Source organism: Streptomyces coacervatus, from assembly GCF_029223485.1.
In the GTDB taxonomy this organism is placed as follows: Bacteria; Actinomycetota; Actinomycetes; order Streptomycetales; family Streptomycetaceae; genus Streptomyces; species Streptomyces coacervatus.
On the sequence record NZ_JARHTP010000010.1, the window covers coordinates 189912 to 211205 of the forward strand.

The window sequence follows — 21294 nt, forward strand, 5'->3', positions numbered from 1 at the left end:
GGGCGCGGGCACCGCACCGGACTCCCCAAGCCGCCTAGCCCGCGAAGGACGTCGTGTACGGCGACAGCGCCGGCGAGAGCTGCACCCCCGGGGCCAGGCCCAGGGCGACCAGGGCGTCCGGCAGGCCGCGGCCTGTGCGGGCGGCCTCCAGGGTTCCCGGGGCGGCCAGTTGGCGGCAGCTGGCGGCGATGATCTCGAACAGGTGCTGCACGCGTCCGGGGCCGCGGGGCAGCAACTGGCCGTGGAAGTCCTCGTGGTGGGCGAGGACGAGCGCGGCGAGCCCGGCGATATGCGCGGAGGCCATGCCGGTGCCGTCGAGGGCCGTATAGCCGCCTCGCGGGGCGCACGACAGGACCGCCACGCCGGGGGCGGCCGCGTCCACTCCGAGGCCGTAGCAGCTGAAGGGCGCGACGAAGAGACCCTCCGGGCTCAACGGCGGCGCCGTATGGGTGGCTTGGGAGGTGTCGGGCGGGTACGAGCCGAGGACTCCCAGCGCGCCGACGGCGAACACCGTGGGCAGGGAGCCGGGGAAGGAGACCGGTCCGCCGGTGTCGCCCGCCGGGGCGACGCAGGCGATGCCCGCCGCGTTGGCGTCGGCGAGTTTCCGGGAGACCAAGGCCGAGGGGTAGGGGGTCGCCAACGCGATGTGGGCGATGTCGACCTCACGGTCGATGCAGTGGTCCAGCGCGGCGATCAGGTCGCTGAAGTGGCCGTCGGGCAGCACCTGGCAGACCTCGATCTCGGCGTCGACGGCGATGCCGATGACGCCCCTGCCGGTGTCCGCTCCGGCGATCACGCCCGCCATATGGGTGCCGCTGCCCACCGTGTCGTGCGCCCAGCCCTCGTCCGTGCCGCGTACCAGATCGACACCCGAGCGCACCCGTTCCTTCAGATCGGGGTGCTCGGCGCTGACACCCGTACCGATGACGGCGATCCGGACCCCGAACGCGCGGAACGTCGGCGGCAGCCGGTCCAGCCGCATCGCCTGCTGGCCCCAGCCGTACTGCTGCCGCTTCTCCAGTTCCGGGTACACCTTTGCCAGCGGGGCGAGGGTGACGAGGTTCTCCTGGGTCGCCGACAGGTCGGGGCGGTGGATCCAGCGGTCCGCGTATCCGCCCGCCGGCCGGACGTACAGGGACTGGACGGACTGTTCGGTCTCGGTCGCCAGGGTGACGGTGACGGTGCCGTCGGCGCCCGTGATGCCCTGGCCGGGCCAGGTCGCCCCGATCAGGAACACCCCCGCGCCGGCCAGCGGTTCGCCGTCCGGCCCGCAGACGCGGAGCGTGATCTCCACGGGCTGCTCCAGGGGCATGACCAGCCCCGGATCGCCGAGCGGCGGCATGCCCGCGGTCAGCGCGGCGGACGGCGCGGTCACGGACAGCGGCAGGTCCGGTTCGATGTGCACGTACAGTGAGCGCATCCCGGGCACCTGGGCCTCGGCCGCCTCGACGACCGCGACCTCCGGGCAGGCGGGGGACCCGCCCGCCGGCTGCAGCTTCTCCGACGGCCGGAGTCTGCGGATCACTCTGACTTCCGGCATCTGATCGAGCCGGTCGCACACCGTGTCCATGCCGAGTTCCGGAACTCCCGGGGGCAGGAGATTCTGCGGCAGCGGAGTCACCATGTACCGCGACCGGCGCGGCTGCACCGTGATCGGCGACGGCGCACCCTTGCTGCGAGGCCTCGCGTCCTTGCCCCCGGGCGCCGGCCCGCCGCCCCCTGCACCCTCGGCCCCGCTCTCGCGGCTGTTTCCAGGCCTTTCCTTGACCATTACGTCCACCTTCACCACGCCTACGTCGCCTACGTCGTCCTTGTGCTCCCGATCCGGTGCCGGGCTGCTCGCGCTTCCACGGTGATCTCGCGCTTCCACGGGGATGCGGTGTGCCCGGGAACCAGGTCCTGGGCACACCGCATCGCGCATCGCCGTGTGTCAGCCCATGCCGAAGGGCTGGCCGCCCATCTGACCGAAGCCGAAGCCGGGCTGCTGGTACTGCTGGAACTGCGGGAACGACTGGCCGAACGACTGCGGCCCGTACCCACCGCCCCACGGCTGCTGACCCGGCTGACCCTGGCCCTGGACGCCCTGCTGACCCTGCTGGCTGTGCTGGAGCAGCGTCACGATCGCGGTCGGCAGCGCCTGCTGCACGGACTGCTCCACCGCGTTACGGACGCCTTCGCGCAGCGTGTGGTGCAGCGCGACGGCGAGGTAGGGGTGCGCCTGGTGGGGGGCCAGACCCTGCTGCTGCAGCTGCTGCTGCACCTGCTGGATCTGCTGCAGCGTGTTCTGCATGCGCTGCGCGATCTGCACGCTCGCCTGCTGACACGCCTGCTGGATCGCCTGCTGGACCACCTGAGCGATCTGCTGCTGGCCGCCCGCCTGTTGGCCGTACTGCTGCAGGGGTTGGGTGGGGGACATCACCGACATGAAAACTCCGTTCGATGTCATGTCATGGGAAAGCCGACATAGATGTGATGTGGGCTTTATCGGGAGAATTCCGACGCCTTGAACCTAAGTAGATGCCGTCCCGGCCCGCAAACGGATGGTCCCTCCGGTGAGCCCCGCCCCCGTCCGGGGATCGCGCTGCCAACCGGTCACGCAAACTCGGGAATCAGCTCCCCCACGCGCCGCATGCTCTCCAGCACCCGCTCGTGTGGAATCGCTCCCACCTGCTGGAAGCACATCAACCGGTCGATGCCCGCGTCCGCGTACGCCCGCAGCTTCTTGCGGCAGGTGTCGGGGCTGCCGACGATCAGGGAGTCCTGTGCCATCAGGGCTTCGAAGAGTTCGTCCTCGGGGACCGTCTCGCCCTGGAAGAAGGTGAGAGCCCGGGCCGTGTGCCAGGCCGCCGCGGCCGCCGCACCCGAGCGCAGCGCCTCCTCGTCCGTCTCCGCGCAGTGGACGAAGGTGAAGAAGGCGATCTGGTCGTTGACGAAGGCACCGACGGGTTCCTCGCAGGCCGCCACCGCCTCCCGGTACAGCTCCACCAGCCGGGCGACGCGGGTCAGCGGCTCCCATAGCGTGGTGCCCAGGACGCCCACCCCGCGCCGGCCCGCCTCCTCGAAGGACGCCGGGGACGACGCCGCCTGCCAGAGGGGAGGGTGCGGGCGCTGCAACGGGCCGGGGATCAGGGGCTGTTCGGCGCCACCCGTCCACAGCCTGGGGACCTCCTCGAAGGCCCGCTGGGTCTGGGCCCGTGCGCCCGCCGGGTCCACGCCGAACATGCGCCACTCGGGGGCCGTCGAGCGGGTCAGGCCCAGGTCCCCCCCGGCCGCCGACGTCCCGGATACGGCTCGGACACGCGGCGGTGCTGGCACCGGCCGAGATCAACCATCCCAGGCGGGTCGCGGAACGCGCCGCCTGGCTGGACCAGTTGAGCGCACCCCCACGTCAGTTCGCCCGTACCTCGTACGTCGCCACCCGCACCGACTCGTCGTCAAGGCACTGCCCGGAGCGCAGGTCGAAACGCTGCTTGAGCAGCGGCGACGCGACGAACGGGCGGCTCTGGTGGGTGCCGGTCAGGCCGCGGGAGAGGACCGCCGCGCCGCCGAAGGGGTCGCGGTTGTCGATGGCGTACAGCTCTCCCGCGCGGTCGCGGAACAGGGCCACCTGGCGGCCGTCCGGCAGCAGGGCAGCCACGCCGCGGCCCGGCACCAGCGCGCTCAGCTCGCAGACCGTGAACCAGCCGTCGTCGAGCTGGAGTTGGACCTTCAGGTCGGTCGTTTCGGGTGCCAGGGTCATCGCTGGGCGCTCCCTTCCAGGGGACGGTGGCCGATGGTCAGCAGCGGCAGGTCGGGCTTGATCTGGTCGCGCTCGGGCACGAAGCCGACGACCGGGTCGGGGGTGTCGGGGGCGTTCACGAAGGAGACGAAGCGGGCGAGCTTCTCCGGGTTGTTGATGGTCGTCGCCCACTCGTCGGCGTAGTTCGCCACGTGGTCGGCCATCAGGGACTCCAGTTCCTCGCAGATGCCGAGGGAGTCCTCCACCACCACGTCGCGTACATGGTCCAGGCCGCCGGGGATGCGCTCCAGCCAGGTCGAGGTGCGCTCCAGACGGTCGGCCGTGCGGATGTAGAACATCAGGAAACGGTCGATCAGGCGGATCAGCTCGGCGTCCGTGAGGTCCTGGGCCAGGAGGTCCGCGTGGCGCGGGGTCGCGCCGCCGTTGCCGCCGACGTAGAGGTTCCAGCCGTTCGACGTCGCGATGATGCCGAAGTCCTTCGACTGGGCCTCGGCGCATTCGCGGGCGCAGCCGGAGACGGCGGACTTGAGCTTGTGGGGGGACCTGAGCCCCCGGTAGCGCAGTTCCAGGTCGATCGCCATGCGGACGGAGTCCTGGACGCCGTAGCGGCACCAGGTCTGGCCCACGCAGGACTTGACGGTGCGCAGGGCCTTTCCGTAGGCGTGGCCGGACTCGAAGCCCGCGTCCACCAACCGCGCCCAGATCAGCGGGAGTTGCTCCACCCGCGCGCCGAACATGTCGATCCGCTGGCCGCCCGTGATCTTTGTGTAGAGGCCGAAGTCGCGGGCGATCTCGCCGATCACGATGAGGCCCTCGGGGGTGATCTCACCGCCGGGGATGCGCGGGACGACCGAGTACGAGCCGTTCTTCTGCAGGTTGGCGAGGAAGTGGTCGTTGCTGTCCTGCAGGGCCGCCTGCTCGCCGTCCAGGACATAGCCGCTCGCGCCGATCGTCGGGGCCAGGGACGCGATGATCGACGCGACCGCCGGCTTGCAGATCTCGCAGCCGTCGCCGCCCCGGGCGTCCTCGCGGCCGTAGCGGTCGAGCAGGTCCTGGTAGGTGTTGATGCGCAGGGCGAGGACGATCTCGTAGAGCTCCTCGCGGGTCTGCCCGAAGCAGCCGCACAGGCCCTTGTCGACCTCGACGCCGCTGGCCTCCAGTTCGGCGGTGACCAGCTGGCCGAGGACCTTGACGCAACTGCCGCAGGTCGTACCGGCCTTGGTGCACTTCTTCACCTCGGGCACGGTGGTGCAGTTGTGCTCGGTGACGGCGCCGCGGATCGTGCCCTTGCGGACGTTGTTGCAGGAGCAGATGATCGCGTCGTCCGGCAGCGCGGTCGGACCGAGCTGGGCCGACTCGCCCGCGCCCGCGGGCAGCACCAGGGACTCGGGCGAGACCGGCGGGACCGAACCGGTGAACGCCTTCAGCGTGCTGTACGCCTCCGCGTCGCCGACCAGGATGCCGCCGAGCAGCGTGCCGTCACGGCCGATGACCAGCTTCTTGTACAGGCCCGCGCGGGAGTCGGAGTAGACGACGTCCAGGCAGTCCTCGGTGGCGCCGTGCGCATCGCCGAAGGAGGCGACGTCAACTCCGAGCAGCTTCAGCTTCGTCGAGAGGTCGGCGCCCGTGAAGGACGCCTCGTCCGCGGCGATCGTCGCGGCGGCGGTCTCCGCCTGCTCGTAACCGGGCGCCACCAGGCCGTACACCCGGCCGTCGGAAGCCAGCGCGCACTCGCCGATCGCGAAGACATGCGGGTCGGCGACCGTACGGCACTGCTCGTCGACGGTGATGCCGCCGCGCTCGCCGACGGTGAGGCCGCAGTCGCGGGCCAGCTGGTCGCGGGGGCGGACACCGGCGCTGAACACCACCAGGTCGGTGGCGAGTTCGGAGCCGTCGGAGAGCTTCATGCCGGTGACCGCGCCGTCCTCGCCGACGACGATCTCCTGTGTGCCGACGCCCGTGTGGACGGACAGGCCCATCTCCTCGATGGTGCGCAGGAGCGCCGCGCCACCGCCCTCGTCGACCTGCACCGGCATCAGACGCGGCGCGAACTCCACGATGTGGGAGGTGAGTCCGAGACCCTTCAGGGCACCGGCCGCCTCAAGGCCCAGCAGACCGCCGCCGACCACGGCACCGGTCGTCGCCTTCGTCTTCGCGTACTCCTCGATCGCGAGCAGGTCCTCGATCGTGCGGTAGACGAAGCAGCCCTCGGCGTCCTTGTTCGGGACCGGCGGCACGAAGGGGAAGGAGCCGGTGGCGAGGACGAGGGTGTCGTACTCGAAGACCTGACCGGACTTGGCAGTCACCTTCCGGGCCTCGCGGTCGACGGAGACCGCCGGGTCGCCGACGTACAGCTCGATGCCGTGGTCGTTGATGAACTCCATGTCGGTCATGGAGAGTTCCTCGGGCGTCTTGCCCGAGAAGTACGAGGTGAGGGCGACGCGGTCGTACGCGGGACGCGGCTCCTCGCACAGCACGACCACGCGGTGCGTGGCGGTCAGGCCGCGCTCGGCGAGCGCTTCGAGGAAGCGCTGGCCGACCATGCCGTGGCCGACGAGCACGATCGTGGGGGTGCCGGTGGACATCAGGAGCCTCCATCGTTGGTGAGCAGGTGGAGCAGTGGGGCACCGTCGGCGGGGAGCGGCTCTGCCCCCTCCCAGGCGCGGGCGAGTGCGCCGACGGTGCCGAGTTCGCCGACGAGGACCCCGCCGACCAGGCGGTCGTCGCGGACGACGACCTTGCGGTAGGTGCCGCGGGTGGCGTCGGCGAGTTGCACGACGTCGTCGCCGGGGCGGGCCTCCGTCTCGCCGAAGGCGGCGAGGTCGAAGGGGGAGTCGTGCCCGACGAGCGTGAGCCGGGTGAGCGCGCGGGTGCCGGTGTAGCGGGCGTTCGTACGGCTCTGTGACAGCAACTCGGCCAGGACTTCGGCCTGTTCGAGCGCCGGGGTGGCGAGCCCGTACACCGTGCCGTCGTGCTGGACGCAGTCACCGATCGCCCGGATGTGCGGGTCGGAGGTACGGAGCTCGTCGTCCACGACGATCCCCTTGCGCACGTCCAGGCCCGCGATCTGGGCCAGGCCCACACGCGGGTGCACCCCGCACGCCAGCACCACCAGATCCGCGTCGAGGGCGTACCCGTCGGACATCTCGACCGACCGCACCGCACCGCCGACGCAGCGCACGTCGCGCACCCGGCACTCGGTGTGGATCTCGACGCCGAGGTCCTTGAGGTGCCGCTTGACCAGCTTCGACGCGCTCGGGTCGAGCTGGCGCTCCATGAGCCGCTCGCCCTGCTGGGCCAGCACCACCTGTGCGCCGCGCTGGGCGAGCGCACGGGCCGCGGAGACCCCGAGGAGTCCGCCGCCGATGACGACCGCCCGCACGCCCGGCCGTACGGCCTTGGAAAGCCCCAGGCAGTCGTCCATCGTCCGGAACGCGTGCACACCCTCGGGCAGCACATGGTCCGGGGAGAACAGCCCGCGCAGGGGCGGGAGTACGGGGTTCGAACCGGTCGCCAGGACCAGCGTGTCGTATGCGATCTTCGAGCCGTCCGCGAGGTGTACGGCTCGCACCTCGCGGTCGATGCCCGTGACCCGGCCGCGCGTGAGCTCCGCGGGAGCGGGCAGCGCGATCACGTCGGGGCTGTAGCGCCCGGCCAGCACCTCGGCGAGCAGTACCCGGTTGTACGGGCGGTGCTCCTCCTCGCCGATCAGCGTCACGGGCGTGCCGAGCTCGCCGAGCCGCCGGGCGAGACGGACGCCCGCGAGCCCGGCGCCGATCACCACCACACGCGTATTCGAGGTCATGCCTAGGAGCCTGCGTTGCCGGTGTTACCCGGCCGCATCACGTCTGTTTCCCGCGAGGAACGCTGCCCTCAGCAGGGCCTCGCCGAGGGTGTGAGGGTTCGGCGTGCACGGCGGGGGTGCGGTGTGAGGTGGGGTGGGGACGGGCCCGGTCGGGCCGACCGGCCCCAGGGTTCCGTACCGGCACGATCGTCTACGACGTGCGTTCCGATTCCTTTACGGTGATCCGATGGCGACCCAGGTGATCGTGCTCAACGGCGGCTCCAGCTCCGGCAAGTCGGGGATCGTGCGGTGTCTGCAGACGGTGCTGCCGGAGCCGTGGCTGGCCTTTGCGATCGATACGTTCGTCGAGTCGATGCCCGCGTCGATGCAGGCCGCGCTCGTCTCACCGGACGGCGGGGTGACCGTGGGGCCCGAGTTCCGCAGGCTGGAGGACGCCTGGCGGAAGGGGGTCGCGGCGACGGCGCGGGCGGGCGCCCGGATCGTCGTCGACGATGTCTTCCTCGGCGGGCCGCACTCCCAGGAGGGCTGGCGCAAGACACTGTCCGGCCTGGACGTGCTCTGGGTCGGCGTGCGGTGCGAGGCCGCGGTGGCCTCGGGCCGGGAGATCGGCCGGGGTGACCGGGTGCGGGGCATGGCCGAGCAGCAGGCGGAACTGGTCCACAAGGGCGTGACCTACGACCTTGAGGTGGACACCACACACACCGAGTCCCTGGAGTGTGCGCGGACCATCGCGAAGGCGGTTGTCACCGATGTCACCGACTCCCCGTGAGATGCGCGAACACCACCACGTTCCCCTGATAGCCGGTCGACCGTGAATACCCTCCGCCGCAGGTGATCACCCGCAGCTCGGGCCGGTCCGCCGGGCCGTACACCTTCTCGTCGGGGAAGTGCTCGGCGTCGTACACCGAGACCGCGTCCACCGTGAACACGGCCACGCTGCCGTCCCGCCGGTCCACCTCGATACGGCTGCCCTTCTTCAGGGCGCCGAGGTCGTAGAAGACGGCGGGGCCGTCGGCGTTGTCGACATGGCCCGCGACGACGGCTGTCCCCTTCTCCCCCGGGGTGGTGCCGGCCTCGTACCACCCTGCCAGGTTCTTCTTCGCGGCGGGCGGCACGTCGAGGCTGCCGGACGGGGTGAGGGCGAGGCCCATGAGGGGGGCGTTCACACGGATCGAAGGGATGCGGATCCGGTCGGGCGGCGAGGGCGGCAGCGCGGGCGCGCCGCGCGGTTCGCCGCCCCGGCCGGTGCGGGCCGCCTGTGCGGCGGACGGCTGCGGCGGGGTGTGCGTCCCGGCGCCGCCGCCGAGCAGCCAGGCGCCCGAGCACAGGGCGACCACGGTGACGGTGCCTATCGCGGCGTTGCTGACTCTGTGCACGCGAGCCTCCTGCCTGGTTCAGCGGGTGGACTCCGGTGGAGCGGGTCGACCCGTGCCCCCTCCGGGCCGCGAGGGGCGTCGGACCCGGAGGGGGAGGGACATGCGGTACCGGCGGACGGACAGCGGAGGGTGTCCGTCAGATCCCGTCGCCTCTCGCCCGGCGATGCAGGAGCCAGGTACCGCCCGCGGCGGCGACGGCGAGAGCCGCCACGCCTGCCGCGGTCTGCACGGGATCGGGGCCCAGGGCGCCGCCGACCCCCGTCTTCACACTTCCCCGGGGCTCCTGCCCGCGTGCCGCGGACAGCGTCACCACCAGGTCGCCCGAGACCTGCCGGCCGCCGTCGGCGCAGTTCGCGACGATCTCGTACGTCCCCGGCTGCGCGCTCGGCGGCACCCGGAACTGCCCGATCGCCTCGCCCTCGTGCGTACTCGGCGCCAGCGTGAAGGTACCGGCCCCCACCGCGCCGGCGTCGCCCTTCGCCGTGCCCTCCGGGCCGCACACGGCGGTGTTCACCGTGATCTGGGTGCCCGGAACGGCCTGGGAGGGGAACACCTCCAGGCTGCCGTCGCCCTCGTCGGCGTACGCGGGCGCGGCCACGAAGCCCGCGGCTGCGACGGCGAGCGCGGTACCGGTCAGCAGACGGGCAGTACGTCGCATCGGTGCTCCTTCGAGCTCTGTTCGGTGTGCCCTGCCCTTCCGAGGTAAGTGGCAGCGGGCCGAGCCCGCTTCCTGAAGGTGCGTCAGAAATACGGTGAATGGGTGTCAGATCCGGGCGCCGCACGGCGGCTCGGGCGGACTTTCAGCAGGTCACCGGCGTAGAACGGGGCCTGCACGGAACAGCACCCGAAGGGCGCAGGGCGCGCGTGTGAACGGGTGACCCGGCGATCGCGGCGCAGGCTTGACCTCAAGGAAGGTCGAGGTATCGGGCTGTGACGCATGGAGATCACAGAGACACAGGCCCCACTTGCCATCACCCTCATCGTCGGCAGCAACCGCCACGGCCGCTTCGGCCCCGTCGTCGCCGACTGGCTCCTGGACCGTATGCGCGACCGCGACGACCTGCTCCCCGACGTCGTCGACGTGGCCGACGCGGACCTGCCCACGACCTTCGCCCCGACCGCCGAGGCGACCGCGGCGCGCTCCTCGATCACCCCGAACCTGGCGGCCGCGGACGCCTTCGTGGTCCTCACCCCCGAGTACAACCACTCCTACCCGGCCGGCCTCAAGAACCTCATCGACTGGCACTTCACCGAATGGCAGGCCAAACCGGTCGGCCTCGTCTCCTACGGCGGCCTCTCGGGCGGCCTGCGCGCGGTCGAACACCTCCGCCAGGTCTTCGCCGAACTCCACGCCGTCACCCTGCGCGACACCGTGTCCTTCCACAACGCGGGAGCCTCCTTCGACGAGGGCTGGCTCAAGGACCCGACAGCACCTGACGCGGCGGCGAAGGTGATGCTGGACCAACTCGTATGGTGGGGAAGGGGGTTGAGAGAGGCGCGGGAGCGGCGACCGTACGGGGCATGAGACGCATGCAGCCTGCGGGCAGTCGTGAACATGAGTCCGCACAAGAGTCCTGGAGCGGCGAAGTGCCCCTTCGGCCTTCGGCTATGCTGCCCGCCGAAGATCAGGGAAATGAGGGGGACATGGCGAAAATGACCGTTCGTCGCAGAGCCGCTCTGGTTGTCGCGGCCGGCATCGTCGGCGCACTGTCCGGCACCGGCAACGCAGCCGCCCGGTCGGCGGCCGCCTCGACGGCCGTGTACGACTGCAGGTACGACGCGGTGTCGGTGTCCGATGCCGCAGGCTCGGTGGTTCCCACCGCGCGCAAGACCGGCGTACCGCTCCACGCCCACCTGCGAGTCCACAACACCGAGGCCGTGACCCTGACCAAGGCCACCTACGTCTACGCCATCGGTAACCTCACGAGGAACCGCGGGCCCGCCCCCATCGTCCAGTGGCGCATCGGCAAGGGGCACTGGCACAAGATGGGTCTGCACTGGAACAACAGGACCAACGGCTCACTGCCGCTGTGGAACTCGGGCACCCTGTCGCTGGGGAGCATTCCCGCACGGGGCACCGTCACCACCGAGATCTCCGTGACGTTTCCCAAGAGGTCGGTCAAGGCCGTCTACGACGACTTCCTCGACATCCACAGCGGCAGCTGCGGCAAGACCCGCCTGGACTGGTACGAGGGCAACGGCTTCGAGTACTGGCCCTGGTGACCGGAACGGCCGGACGGCCGCCCCGGTCGATCACCGAGGCGGCCGTCCGCGCGCTCACCGCACCGTCGATCAGTTGACGTTGACCGCGCTCCAGGCCGCCCCCACCGCGTTGTACTCCGCGCTCCCCGCCCCGTACAGATCCTTCGCCGCGTTCAGCGTCGCCGTACGCGCCCCCGCATAGTTCGTCGAAGACGTCATATACACCGTCAACGCCCGGTACCAGATCTGGCCGAGCTTCTCCCGCCCGATCCCGGTGACCGTAGACCCGTTGTACGTGGGCGAGTTGTAGCTGACGCCGTTGATGGTCTTCGCGCCGCTGCCCTCCGCCAGGAGGTACGCGAAGTGGTTGGCGACGCCCGACGAGTAGTGGACGTCGAGATTTCCGACCGACGAGCTCCAGTAGTCCGCCGAGTTGCCGTCCTTGGAGGGCTTGTCCATGTAGCGCAGGGCGTCGTGGCCGAAGCCGGAGCGGACGATCTTCTCGCCGATCAGGTAGTCGCCTGGGTCGGAGGGGTTGTTGGCGTACCACTCCACCAGCGTGCCGAGGATGTCGGACGTCGCCTCGTTCAGGCCGCCGGACTCGCCCGAGTACGTCAGCGCCGCCGTCTTGGAGGTGACGCCGTGCGTCATCTCGTGGCCGGCCACGTCCAGGCCGACCAGTGGGCCGAGCGACGTACCGTCACCGTCGCCGTACGTCATGCAGAAGCAACTGTCGTCCCAGAAGGCGTTGTTGTACTTGTTGCCGTAGTGGACGCGGTTGTAGGAGCCCTTGCCGTCGTTCGCGATGCCGTTGCGGCCGAAGGAGTTCTTGTAGAAGTCCCAGGTCATGTTGGTGCCGTACTGGGCGTCCACCGCGGCGGAGGCGCGGTCGGCGTCCGTCCCCGTTCCCCAGTGGTTGTCCGCGTCCGTGAACACCGTCGACGGGGCGCGGCTGATGCAGATGCTGGTCAGGAAGCACAGGTCCGACTGGTTCGCCGCGTCGCCCGTGTAAGTGCCGCCGCGGGTGGGGTCCTTGAGCGAATACGTCGACCCCGACTGCGTCGTCTCCAGCGGCACCGTCCCGCTGTACAGCGACTTGCCGTCGCCCGTCGCCGTCTCGATGTCGTCCCAGGCGTCGATCTGCGAGCCGGTGCGGGCGTCGGTGATGACGGTGCGGGAGACCGGGTTGCCGAGGGAGTCCTTGGCCGCGACGCTCGTCCGCCACGCCAGCTTCGGCGTTCCGTGCAGGGCGTCGACGACCAGTTCCGGCCTGGCCGTCAGCTTCTTCAGCGTCTCGCCGAGGTTGACCGCACGCAGGGCGTTCGCCGCGAGATCGGCGGCCTTCGGGGCCGATATGGAGGGGACGATCGAGGCGAGGGATATCTTGCTCCGCGTCGCGCGGTTCGCGCTGCGGTACGCCCCGTCCGAGGCCAGATGGACCACGAAGTCGCCACCGAGCACCGGGAGTTGACGGTACGTCCGGTCGTAGCGCACATGCTGCGTGCCGTCCTTGTCGACGATCACGTCCCGCACCTTCGTGCCCTCTTGCGAGGTGAGCCCGAGGCTTGCGGCGTGCGCCAGGAGCGCCGACGCCGCGTTCGCGATCGCGCCGGCCCTGGTCGGCTGTTCGTCCGCCACGGCGGCGGGGGAGAGCGCCGCGGCCAGCAGGGTGGCGGTGGTGGTGGCGGCCACGCCGAGAGCGGCGAGACGACGGGAACCTCGGACGTCGATACGTATCCGGCTCATCGATCTCCTCGAGAAGGCGCGCCAAAGGGCACGCGGGTCGGCGCAGGTGTTGACCAAGATTTAAGGGGCCATGACACGGCGAGGTCCATGGCGAGTACGAGGAGGTATGTGAGGGGAGAGAATCGTTTTTGTGAGACTCCCGTTCTTCGTCTACGGCACCCTCCTCCCCGGCGAGATCAACCACGACCTGTTCCTGCGCGGTCGCACAGAGCATGAGGAGCCGGCGCGGCTCAACGGCGCGGTGCTGTACGACGGTCCCGGCTATCCCTATGCGGTGGAGGAGCGGGGCGGGGTGGTCCACGGCGAGCTCGTGACCGCACTGCCGGAGGAGTACGGGGAGTTGCTCGTCGCCCTCGACCGGCTGGAGGAGTACGCCCCCGGGGATCCGTGCAGCCTCTACGAGCGCGTCGAGCGTGCTGTCGTCCGCGACGGCGCGGACACGGCCGTACGCGCCTGGGTGTACGTGGCCGGCCCCGCAGTCGCCGCCCGACTGCGTGCCCGCGGCAAGCTGATCGGGAGTGGGGACTGGCGGGTCAGGTGAGTCCGCCTGCCGTCAGCTCTGCCGTCCGTCGCAGACCGCGGTTCCGTCCACCGTGTGCGGGACCCGTGACCCGCAGGCGACTATCTTCCAGTCGAGCCGCAGCGTGTACGGGTCTCCGTGCACGTGGTAGTCGATCCACGCGGTGTCGATGTAGCCGCCCTCTCTGCCCACGTCCAGGACGAACAGCAACTCCGTGAAGCCTGTTCCCTCTTTGTCCTGGTCGGCGCAGCTCTGGGTGATACGGCTGCCAGCCCGGGCGTCCTTGTAATCGCCGGGTGCCTTGCGCTGCCGGAAGTGCGGCGGCGTCCCCAGGGCGGCGCCGATCTGGCCGGCATCGACGGTCGCCTTCCACAGCTGCGGGGTGACGGTCCGCAGCTTCAGGGAGACCGCCTTCGGCTTCACCGGGGTGCGGTAACGGATACCGTCGATGGTGATCGGGTCCCCGTCGGTCGAGCAGAGCAGATAGCTGCCGAACGTCACCGCCCACGGGGTCTCCTTGGGCGCGTAGACCGAGGTGGTGCCCGTGTCGGTGTGGGACTGCAGCGGGCCGTCCCCACTGACGTGCTCCACGCGGTCGTCACCGAACGGCCAACCGGTCAGCAGGGACACCGCCACCACCGTGGCCGCGGCCGCGGCCAGGATCAGTACGGTCTTTCGCGTGGAGCCGCTGGTCACAGTTCCTCTTGGATGCGGTTGTAGTACTGCTGCACCTTGGGGGCGTAGCCCGGCTTGTCCGTGTTGCCGCACAGAGAGTCGTGTCCGGCGTCCATCTTGTAGCTCAGTGTGGAGCCCGTGGTGTAGTTCCGCGAGGTGCTCAGGTCGATTCCGATCACCGAACTGATCTTGACGCCGCCGGAGTTGGAGTATGTCTTGCCGGTGGTCTTCGTCCACGTGCCGGCCGGCATGTCGAAGGTGCAGTTCGCACGGGAGAGCCAGTGCGGCGGGTTGGCGTCCACGTGGATGGTCTTGACGCCGCCGGTCTCCGAGACGGCCTTCAGCCTGCGGTTGATGATCACGCCGCCGCAGTCGTACGTGTACTTGAAGTAGCGCACCTCGGTCCGGTACGCGATGTTCGGATTGGTGTCGGGGTCCCACTGGAAGTCGAAGCCCTTGGTGTTGGCGACCGAGGCGCTTCCGGACGCGGACCACTTCGTGCCGTCCGTGGTGATCGCCGCGCCGAAGGTGACCTCGGAGCCGTTCCTGTGGGTCATCCAGGCCGTGCCGCGCTTGGTGCCGAAGCCCGGAGCGGCCGGGAAGCTCTCGCCGATGGTGGCCCAGGCGTCGTTCTGGCCGGTTTTCGTGATCGTGCAGGTGTCGGTGCGGGGCAGGAGGGCGGCCTTCAACCCCTTCGGCGCCTTGCCCAGGTGCACCTTGACCTCGGGCGCCCGGCTTGCGGCGGAGCGGGCGGTCGGGGTCCGGCCGGAGGCGAGCGGGTCGGTCCAACTGCGGGCCGTGGCGAACCGGGTGGCCGCCGGCTCGCCGCCGACGAGACGCACGGACTGGGTCGTCCACGCGTAGCTGTCGGTCTGCGGGTCGTAGATCTCCAGCTCCAGTGACACCAGGCCGTTCGAGCCGACGTAGCGGTCCGGTACGTCGGCCGGAGCGACCGCGACGGTGAAGGAGTTGCCAGTGGTGCTGATCCCCGTCGTAGGCAGCTTCAGCATGTCGACCTTTGCGCCGTCGGTGAGATCGGCTGTCTCCGTGGCGGGCAGGTCGGCGCGGAGCGTGAACCGGGCCCGATCCAGCGGTATCTGTGTGTCGACCGTCCCCGTGAAGGCCACCGGGTCTCCGGTCGCCGCCTGGGATACCGGCACATTGACGAGGCCGGCAACGGCAACGGTGCCCAGTGCGAGCGCGGCGAGTTTCCTCGCGGGCATGCGAATTCCCCCTCAGGGCGCACATTCAGAAGACGTCCGCCGGAAAAGTGCAGCAAGTGCTGGGAAGAGCCGGAAGGGTGGTCAGCCCTTCCGGTCATGTGGTCGGCGTGAACATATCAGGCCACTGTGGCCAGAATCTGTGCCCTCGATCACGCTCGTCCCGTCCGGCCCGCGCCCGCGTCTACGACTGCACGGTCTCCACCCGCACCGCACAAGCCTTGAACTCCGGCATCCGTGAGGTGGGGTCCAGTGCCGGGTTGGTGAGGGTGTTGGCGCGGCCCTCGCCCGCCCAGTGGAAGGGCATGAAGACCGTGTCCGGGCGGATCGACGTGGTGATGCGGGCGGGCGCGACGGCCCGTCCCCGGCGGGACACCACCGCCAGCGGGTCGCCCTCCGCCGCCCCGAGCCGCGCCGCCAGCCGCGGGTGCAGCTCCACGAACGGGCCCGGTGCCGCGGCGTTCAGCTCGTCCACGCGGCGGGTCTGGGCGCCGGACTGGTACTGGGCGACGACCCGGCCGGTCGTCAGCAGCACCGGGTACTCGTCGTCCGGCTCCTCGGCCGACGCCCGGTGCGAGACGGGGGCGAAGCGGGCCCGGCCGTCCGGGGTGGCGAAACGGTCGAGGAAGAGACGGGGGGTGCCGGGGTGTCCCACGTCCGCATCGGCGTCGGCAGTGGGACACGGCCAGAAGACCCCGTTCTCCTGCGCCAGCCTCCGATACGTGATCCCGGAGTAGTCCGCCGGCCCGCCCGCGCTCGCCCGCCGCAGCTCCTCGAAGACCTCCTCCGGGTCGGTCGGGAAGCCCTTCTCCACGCCGAGCCGGTCGGCCAGTTCGTGCATGACGTCGAGGTCGCTCCGGATGCCTTCGGGAGCCGTGATCGCGCGCCGCCGCAGCAGCACACGCCCCTCCAGGTTGGTCGTCGTACCGGTCTCCTCCGCCCACTGCGTCACCGGCAGCACGACGTCCGCGAGGGCCGCCGTCTCCGACAGCACGACGTCACAAACGGCAAGGAAATCAAGGGACTTGACGCGTTCCTCGATATGCGCGGCACGTGGCGCCGACACCACCGGGTTGGAGCCCATCAGCAGCAGGGACTTGATGTCCCCACCGAGGGCGTCGAGGAGTTCGTACGCACTCCTTCCAGGCCCCGGCAGGCTGTCCGGGTCGACACCCCACACCTCGGCCACATGCCGTCGCGCCGCCGGATCGTCCAGCTTGCGGTAGCCGGGCAACTGGTCGGCCTTCTGGCCGTGTTCGCGCCCGCCCTGTCCGTTGCCCTGCCCGGTCAGACAGCCGTAGCCACTGAGGGGCCGTCCCGCGCGCCCCGTCGCCAGGCACAGGTTGATCCATGCGCCGACCGTGTCCGTGCCCTTGGACTGCTGTTCGGGCCCGCGGGCCGTGAGCACCATGGCGGCCTCCGGCTCGCAGAACAGCCGTACGGCTTCCCGGAGTTGGGGAACGGACACCCCCGTGATCCGTTCCACGTACTCCGGCCAGTGCGCCATCGCCGCGGCGCGCGCTTCCTCCCAGCCGGTCGTCCGTTCCTCGATGTACGCCTCGTCGACCCGCCCCTCGGCCACGACCAGGTGCAGCAGACCGAGTGCCAGCGCGAGATCCGTACCGGGCCTCGGCGCCAGATGCAGATCGGCCTGCTCGGCGGTCTTCGTGCGGCGCGGGTCCACGACGATCAGCGTGCCGCCGTTCTCCTTCAGCTCGTTGAAGAACCGGAGCGACGGCGGCATGGTCTCCGCGAGGTTCGACCCCACCAGGATCACGCAGCCCGTCTTCGGGATGTCCTCCAGCGGGAAGGGCAGCCCCCGGTCGAGCCCGAAGGCCTTGATCCCGGCCGCGGCCGCCGACGACATGCAGAAGCGCCCGTTGTAGTCGATCTGCGAGGTGCCGAGCACCACGCGCGCGAACTTGCCGAGCGTGTACGCCTTCTCGTTCGTGAGGCCGCCTCCGCCGAAGACGCCGACCGCGTCCGGGCCATGTTCCGTACGCGTCCGGCGCAGCTCTTCGGCGATCCGGTTCAGCGCCTCTTCCCAGGTGGCGGGGGTCAGCTCGCCCCCGGAGCGTACCAACGGGGAGGTCAGCCGCACCCGCGACGAGAGCACGGCCGGCGCGGTACGGCCCTTGCCGCACAGCGCACCCCGGTTCACCGGGAAGTCCGCGCGCTCGCTCACCTCGACCGTGCCGTCCGGCGCGGGCGTCAGATTCATCCCGCACTGCAGGGCGCAGTACGGGCAGTGGGTGGGCGTCGCGGAGATCTGCATGCCACTCAGCGTGCTTCGGGCGTGTTACATGCGGGGCGGCCCCTTGTTACACGGGCGGGACGGCGACCTCCCCTCCGGTTGCCGATCGCCGTGAGGCGTACAGCGACCCGCCCTGGAGTCGCCGCCGGCCGTGACGGAAGTTGCCTCTGTGGCGAAAGTCGCCGCATGTGGCTCATTCCGTCCCGTGGATGGCCGATCACGCATCGTTGAGGGTTAAAGGGCTCCGTAGCACCCTGGCTGACTGCGCGCACGACTCCGCACGGCGTTCGACATACCGGGCATGCCCGCCGCTCAACCCGGCCGCAAACCGTCACTCGAAACAGCCGGCCAGGAGGTCTCCCCACCATCGCCGCATACGGCCGTACCGCCGTCCGGGCCGCCCGCGAGTGCGTGGACCGAGCCCTGGAAACCGGCCTGCGCGACGGCATCCGCTACGAACGCCGCGTCTTCCACGCCCTGTTCGCGACCCACGACCAGAAGGAGGGCATGACCGCCTTCCTGGAGAAACGCACCCCGCGCTTCACCGGTCGCTAGCCAGAGCCCTGCTCACCCCCGGTTCCTTAGGCCCGAGGAACTGGGGGTCCGGGTGGAACACGGCGTCCAGGGCCGCCTTTCCCGCCGCGAAGATCTCGCGTGTGCCGCCGTAATACCAGGTCACGTCGTGCTTCGCGTCGACCCCGATGCCGTACGACTGGACACCCGCCGCCTGGCAGAGGGCGACCGCCCGCCGGATGTGGAAGCCCTGGCTGATCAGCACAGCCCGGTCCACGCCGAAGATCTTCTTGGCGCGGACGCAGGAGTCCCAGGTGTCGAAACCGGCGTAGTCGCTGACGATCCGCCCGTCCGGAACGCCGTGCTTCTTCAGATACAGGCGCATGGCGTCGGGCTCGTCGTAGTCCTTGCGGCTGTTGTCGCCGGTGACGAGGACGACCTTGATGCGGCCCTCCTGGTAGAGCTCGGCCGCCGCCTTCAGACGGTTCGCGAGATACGGGGACGGCTCGCCGTTCCACAGGCCGGCACCGAAGACTACGGCGACCTCGGTGCGGGGCGCGTCGGCCGTCGTACGCAGCCGGTCGGCCGTGGAGACGTACAGCCATGTGACCGGAAGCAGGGCCAGCACGCACCCGGCCATCACGGCCTGCACCAGCCGCCGCCACCCGGCACGCGTGCGTGGCAGGCGCGGTCTGCGCAGCATGGGTCGGCGCATCGGACGGTCCCCTCCCCCTCGGCTCCTCAGCCCGTATTTCGACAGTCAGAGACGTCCTGTCAGGCCGTACGGTTCGCCACACGATACGTGACCAGGTTCACTCCGAACGACGAAACCGCAGGTCACGACAGCTCACAAACCCCACCCACCCCACCGTGAACCGCCGGAAAACACCCGTCATTCTCGTGCAACGGGGCGGCAACCTCCCGCCGCCACCATCGGTCCATGACGCCGTCGAACCCTCCTCGCGACGAGTCCACGACCGCCCACCTCGACAGTACGGCGCACCTCATGAACCGGATCAGCAGCCAGCTCGCCAGCCAGCTCAGCCTCGTCTCCCTCAACGGCAGACGGCGCCCCGGCCCGCCCGCGCTGGTCGTCGTGGCGCACGGCAGCCGCGATCCGCGCGCACTGAGCACCGTGCGCACGCTCCTGGACCGCATCCGCGAGCAGCGCCCCGGTCTGCCGGTCCACCTGGGCCACATCGAGCTCAACGCCCCCCTGCTGCCCGACACCCTGGCCACCCTCGCCACCCGCGAGGCGGTCCTGGTGCCGCTCCTCCTCAGCCGCGGCTACCACATCAAGCGGGACATCCCCGAGATGGCCGCCGAATCGCAGGTACGCGCGCGCGTGTCCGGCGCCCTCGGCCCGCACCCGCTGCTCGTGGATGCCCTCTACGACCGCCTCGTGGAGGCCGGCTGGCGCACCCGCATGGGCGAGGCCACCCGTCGCAGGAGCGCCGTCGTCCTCGCCGCCGCGGGCTCCCGCGACCCGGAGTCCAAGGTCGACACCAACCGCACGGCCCAACTACTGGCGGAACGCCTCGGCGTCCCCGTGGTCCCCGCCTACGCCACCACAGCCGCCCCCACGGTCCCGGACGCCATCTGCGCCCTGACCGCAAGAGGCCACGACCGAGTAGCCGTAGCCTCATATTTCACAGCCCCCGGCCGCTTCGCCACGGAGTGCGCGGAGGCGGCCCCCTGGATCGCATCGGCCCCATTGGGCACACACCCGGCGATGGCAAGGTTGGTCCTCCACCGCTACGACCAGTCACTGGCAACTCCGGCTGCGACAGCCACCCCCAGGGGCGCGGGGAACTGCGCGATCAGCCACACACGACCCGCACTCGCGATATAACCGCACCCGGCAGACGGACAGGCGCACCCCAATTGTCACTGCCTGCGCTTACTGTCGAGACATGTCGTACGACGCGCAGTCAACCGAACGCTGGGCCCCCGAACCCGACAAGCGCCCTGGCCGCACGGCCTTCCAACGCGACCGCGCACGCGTACTCCATTCGTCAGCCCTACGTCGCCTCGCCGGTAAAACCCAGGTAGTCACGCCCGGTGAGCGCAGCGCCAGTGCATGGGACGCCAGCCCCCGCACCCGCCTGACCCACTCCCTGGAGTGCGCCCAGGTCGGCCGGGAGCTGGGCGCAGCCCTCGGCTGCGACCCCGACCTGGTGGAAGCCGCCTGCCTCTCCCACGACCTGGGCCACCCCCCCTTCGGCCACAACGGCGAACAGGCCCTGAACGAGTTCGCCCACGACTGCGGCGGCTTCGAGGGCAACGCCCAGTCCCTGAGACTCCTCACCCGCATCGAACCCAAACGCTTCACCCCGGAGGGCTCGGTGGGCCTCAACCTCACCCGGGCCGCCCTGGACGCCGCCACCAAGTACCCCTGGCCCCGAGGCGCCCACCCCACCGCCCCGGCCTCCCCCAAGTTCGGCGTCTACGAGGACGACCGTCCCGTCTTCGACTGGGTCCGCAAGGAGGCCCCGGGCAACCGCACCACCTTCGAGGCCCAGGTCATGGACTGGTCCGACGACGTGGCGTACTCGGTGCACGACGTCGAGGACGGCCTGCACGCGGGCCACATCGACCCCAACTGCCTGCACGCGGAGCCGGAACGGCAGGCGGTGTTCGCGGTCGCCGTCGGACGGTACGTCGCCGCGGACACCGACCCCGCCGAACTCGCCGCCGCCCTGGACCGCCTCCAGGACCAGGAGTGGTGGCCGCACGGCTATGACGGCTCGGCGGTCGCCCAGGCCCGCCTGAAGGACGCCACCAGCCAGCTGATCGGCCGCTTCTGCCTCGCCGCCGAGACCGCCACGCGCGCGGCGTACGGCACCGGTCGCCTCACCCGCTACGACGCCGAACTCGTCGTACCGCACGAGACCCGGCTGGAGTGCGCGGTCCTCAAGGCCGTCGCGGACCGGTACGTCATGCAGCGCGCCGAGCAGGAGCTGCTGCGGGCCGACCAGCGGATCGTGGTCGCCGAGCTGGCGGGGGCGCTCACCGTCCGCGCGCCGGACGGTCTGGACCCGCAGTTCCGCGCGCTGTTCGACCAGGCGGGCGACGACCGCGCCCGCAAGCGGGTGATCGTCGACCAGATCGCCTCCCTCACCGACGCCTCGGCCCGTTCGCTGCATGCGCGCCTGACGGGACACCTGAGAGACTGACGGGACGCGGATGACGCCGAACGAGCCCGAATGTGACCCTCCGTGGCCTGATCGGGCCACTCCCTCTT

The 21294-nt window shown here is 70.5% G+C and carries 19 protein-coding genes and 1 pseudogene; 7 read left to right on the forward strand and 13 right to left on the reverse strand.

Annotated elements, in window-relative coordinates:
* Nucleotides 1-34 precede the first annotated feature (34 nt).
* The 6 genes from P2Q00_RS25215 to P2Q00_RS25240 form a co-directional block, all read right to left on the reverse strand.
* Nucleotides 35-1525 (reverse strand): S8 family serine peptidase, encoded by a 1491-nt coding sequence (locus P2Q00_RS25215; RefSeq protein ID WP_275774986.1) that lies wholly within the window; start codon nt 1523-1525, stop codon nt 35-37.
* Nucleotides 1526-1930: 405 nt separating this feature from the next.
* A complete protein-coding gene (locus P2Q00_RS25220; RefSeq protein WP_275774988.1) occupies nt 1931-2425 on the reverse strand; it encodes a hypothetical protein in 495 nt (164 codons plus the stop codon).
* Between the two features lie 167 nt (nt 2426-2592).
* Nucleotides 2593-3315 (reverse strand): LLM class flavin-dependent oxidoreductase, encoded by a 723-nt coding sequence (locus P2Q00_RS25225; protein ID WP_275774989.1) that lies wholly within the window; start codon nt 3313-3315, stop codon nt 2593-2595.
* Between the two features lie 73 nt (nt 3316-3388).
* Nucleotides 3389-3739, reverse strand: coding sequence for a nitrite reductase small subunit NirD (nirD, locus tag P2Q00_RS25230; RefSeq protein ID WP_275774990.1), 351 nt, complete (start codon nt 3737-3739; stop codon nt 3389-3391).
* On the reverse strand, nt 3736-6324 hold the full coding sequence (gene nirB / locus P2Q00_RS25235; RefSeq protein WP_275774991.1) for a nitrite reductase large subunit NirB: 2589 nt from the start codon (nt 6322-6324) through the stop codon (nt 3736-3738). The genes nirD and nirB overlap by 4 nt, the downstream gene beginning before the upstream one ends.
* Nucleotides 6324-7544, reverse strand: a complete 1221-nt coding sequence (locus P2Q00_RS25240) for an NAD(P)/FAD-dependent oxidoreductase (protein WP_275774992.1) — start codon at nt 7542-7544, stop codon at nt 6324-6326. Before P2Q00_RS25240 ends, nirB begins: the two co-directional genes overlap by 1 nt.
* Nucleotides 7545-7770: 226 nt before the next feature.
* Here P2Q00_RS25240 and cpt point away from each other — a divergent pair, with 226 nt between their 5' ends.
* Nucleotides 7771-8313, forward strand: coding sequence for a chloramphenicol phosphotransferase CPT (gene cpt, locus P2Q00_RS25245; RefSeq protein ID WP_275774993.1), 543 nt, complete (start codon nt 7771-7773; stop codon nt 8311-8313).
* Here cpt and P2Q00_RS25250 read toward each other — a convergent pair.
* Nucleotides 8297-8920, reverse strand: coding sequence for a class F sortase (locus P2Q00_RS25250; protein WP_275774994.1), 624 nt, complete (start codon nt 8918-8920; stop codon nt 8297-8299). The genes cpt and P2Q00_RS25250 overlap by 17 nt on opposite strands.
* A 136-nt stretch (nt 8921-9056) precedes the next feature.
* Nucleotides 9057-9578, reverse strand: coding sequence for a GVDTG sorting domain-containing protein (locus tag P2Q00_RS25255; protein ID WP_275774995.1), 522 nt, complete (start codon nt 9576-9578; stop codon nt 9057-9059).
* 279 nt (nt 9579-9857) lie between these two features.
* Between P2Q00_RS25255 and P2Q00_RS25260 the strand changes: the two genes are divergently transcribed.
* Entirely contained in the window at nt 9858-10445 is a 588-nt protein-coding gene (locus P2Q00_RS25260) for an NADPH-dependent FMN reductase (protein WP_275774996.1), read from the forward strand.
* A gap of 119 nt (nt 10446-10564) precedes the next feature.
* Complete coding sequence (locus tag P2Q00_RS25265; RefSeq protein ID WP_275774997.1) at nt 10565-11143, forward strand: hypothetical protein; 579 nt, start codon at nt 10565-10567, stop codon at nt 11141-11143.
* 69 nt (nt 11144-11212) lie between these two features.
* Here the strand turns inward: P2Q00_RS25265 and P2Q00_RS25270 are convergent, their stop codons facing one another.
* On the reverse strand, nt 11213-12868 hold the full coding sequence (locus tag P2Q00_RS25270) for a M4 family metallopeptidase (RefSeq protein ID WP_275774998.1): 1656 nt from the start codon (nt 12866-12868) through the stop codon (nt 11213-11215).
* A gap of 130 nt (nt 12869-12998) precedes the next feature.
* Between P2Q00_RS25270 and P2Q00_RS25275 the strand changes: the two genes are divergently transcribed.
* Entirely contained in the window at nt 12999-13409 is a 411-nt protein-coding gene (locus P2Q00_RS25275) for a gamma-glutamylcyclotransferase family protein (RefSeq protein WP_275774999.1), read from the forward strand.
* A 12-nt stretch (nt 13410-13421) separates the two neighbouring features.
* Here the strand turns inward: P2Q00_RS25275 and P2Q00_RS25280 are convergent, their stop codons facing one another.
* The 3 genes from P2Q00_RS25280 to P2Q00_RS25290 all read right to left on the reverse strand — a co-directional run bounded on the left by P2Q00_RS25280 (nt 13422) and on the right by P2Q00_RS25290 (nt 17558).
* The gene (locus P2Q00_RS25280; protein WP_275775000.1) at nt 13422-14084 is read right to left on the reverse strand and encodes a hypothetical protein; all 663 of its coding nucleotides are present in this window, start codon (nt 14082-14084) and stop codon (nt 13422-13424) included.
* Complete coding sequence (locus P2Q00_RS25285) at nt 14081-15286, reverse strand: hypothetical protein (protein WP_275775001.1); 1206 nt, start codon at nt 15284-15286, stop codon at nt 14081-14083. The genes P2Q00_RS25280 and P2Q00_RS25285 overlap by 4 nt, the downstream gene beginning before the upstream one ends.
* A 181-nt stretch (nt 15287-15467) precedes the next feature.
* Nucleotides 15468-17558 (reverse strand): molybdopterin oxidoreductase family protein, encoded by a 2091-nt coding sequence (locus P2Q00_RS25290; protein WP_275775002.1) that lies wholly within the window; start codon nt 17556-17558, stop codon nt 15468-15470.
* Nucleotides 17559-17900: 342 nt separating this feature from the next.
* Between P2Q00_RS25290 and P2Q00_RS25295 the strand changes: the two are divergent.
* Nucleotides 17901-18092, forward strand: a pseudogene (locus tag P2Q00_RS25295) (enoyl-CoA hydratase-related protein); the annotation flags it as partial.
* On the opposite strand, the gene P2Q00_RS25300 reads toward P2Q00_RS25295, so the two are convergent.
* On the reverse strand, nt 18079-18765 hold the full coding sequence (locus P2Q00_RS25300; protein ID WP_275775003.1) for a SanA/YdcF family protein: 687 nt from the start codon (nt 18763-18765) through the stop codon (nt 18079-18081). The pseudogene P2Q00_RS25295 and the gene P2Q00_RS25300 overlap by 14 nt on opposite strands.
* Nucleotides 18766-18990: 225 nt before the next feature.
* Here P2Q00_RS25300 and P2Q00_RS25305 point away from each other — a divergent pair, with 225 nt between their 5' ends.
* Together P2Q00_RS25305 and P2Q00_RS25310 are read left to right on the forward strand one after the other, a co-directional pair.
* Complete coding sequence (locus P2Q00_RS25305; protein WP_275775004.1) at nt 18991-19902, forward strand: sirohydrochlorin chelatase; 912 nt, start codon at nt 18991-18993, stop codon at nt 19900-19902.
* Nucleotides 19903-19963: 61 nt separating this feature from the next.
* Nucleotides 19964-21226, forward strand: a complete 1263-nt coding sequence (locus P2Q00_RS25310) for a deoxyguanosinetriphosphate triphosphohydrolase (RefSeq protein ID WP_275775005.1) — start codon at nt 19964-19966, stop codon at nt 21224-21226.
* Nucleotides 21227-21294 lie beyond the last annotated feature (68 nt).